This window comes from Haloarcula sp. JP-Z28 (assembly GCF_011440255.1).
Classification (GTDB): domain Archaea; phylum Halobacteriota; class Halobacteria; order Halobacteriales; family Haloarculaceae; genus Haloarcula; species Haloarcula marismortui.
In genome coordinates this window covers 25,835-26,934 of record NZ_JAAOHT010000059.1, presented here as the reverse complement: position 1 = coordinate 26,934, position 1,100 = coordinate 25,835, and the positions used below count along the sequence as shown (strand labels likewise).

Genomic DNA, 1,100 nt, shown 5'->3' with positions numbered 1-1,100 from the left:
CGACTGGGTCGAGTAGTTGTACCTGTTAGCCGCGACAATACCCTGCCCGATGTTTGCCTCCACCATCGCTCGCATCTCCAGCGCGTCGTTGCTCCCGGCAACCTCACCCCGGCTCGCGAGGTTCTGCGTGTAAATCGCGGAGTTGACAACCAGCGCAAGACCGATGAACGTCACCGCCAGCGCTAACGCGGCGATAAGGATTATTTGTCCGCGTTCGTCGTCGTTCAGATGCGCCACGCGACCACCTCCACGCTGACCGTGTTGTAGACGTTCCTTCCGGTGTCCGAAACCGTATAATCGGTCGCTGGGCCACCGAGCCGCGTGCTGTTGCGAGTCCCGTCCGCGTCTCGCAAGTGGTCGTCGTCCATGAGCGTAATTGTGTGGCTGGCACGCACTGCGTTGTCGCTTGGTTCACCGCTGTAGACGTAGCGGGTAGTCACAGTTCTTCCCTGCGTGTTCTGGAACCGGAGATAGACGTTGTAGGCGATTCCCCGCTGGTCGAACGCACGCTCTAGCAACTCCCCGAACCGGTTGTCCGGGGGCCCGTTCGTGTAGTACTCCCGACCACCGGCTGTGTTGTGGAACTGCGCCGTGCTGTTGTCCCAGTAGAGCACAGCCGGTTTCAGTGCGCCCTCTGCCGCCGCGGAGGCGAGGACCCCGTGGCCGATTGCCTGCTGCTGGTTCTCGATGTGTTGACTTGACGTGCTCGCGGACAGCGGCGTCACTGCTGTCATCTGTAGCGCGAACACCAGACTTGCCAGTAACAGCATTCCGCTGACAATCGCTTCGAGCGTGTGCGCCTGCGCACGCATACTACCACATCACCACGCGAACTGTGACATCCTGCCCGTTCAGCGAGACCACCCGCAACGCAGTGACCGACGCGTCGTTGTTTGTCGGTGGATTCCCACCGGTCGTGAGTATCGTCCCACAGCCGGCCCCGGCTTCAACGAGTTCCTCGCTTCCTCCATCCCAGCAGAGCGTTTCATCGGCGGCTGCTGTTGCCGTCGCGTTCCCCCGGATTGTGACGTTCACGTTCTCCCGAGCCGGGTTGAGCCCGACCCGTTCCTCCGCACTCCCACCGGAGTTGTAGCCACATC

1 protein-coding gene and 2 pseudogenes are annotated in these 1,100 nt (G+C 61.7%); all 3 read right to left on the bottom strand.

The window, feature by feature from the left end; translation table 11 throughout:
* Positions 1-237: pseudogene (locus tag G9463_RS17825) on the bottom strand (hypothetical protein); the annotation flags it as partial.
* Entirely contained in the window at positions 225-812 is a 588-nt protein-coding gene (locus tag G9463_RS17820; RefSeq protein WP_165897426.1) for a hypothetical protein, read from the bottom strand. The gene G9463_RS17820 and the pseudogene G9463_RS17825, both read right to left, overlap by 13 nt.
* A gap of 1 nt (position 813) precedes the next feature.
* Positions 814-1,100: pseudogene (locus G9463_RS17815) on the bottom strand (hypothetical protein); the annotation flags it as partial.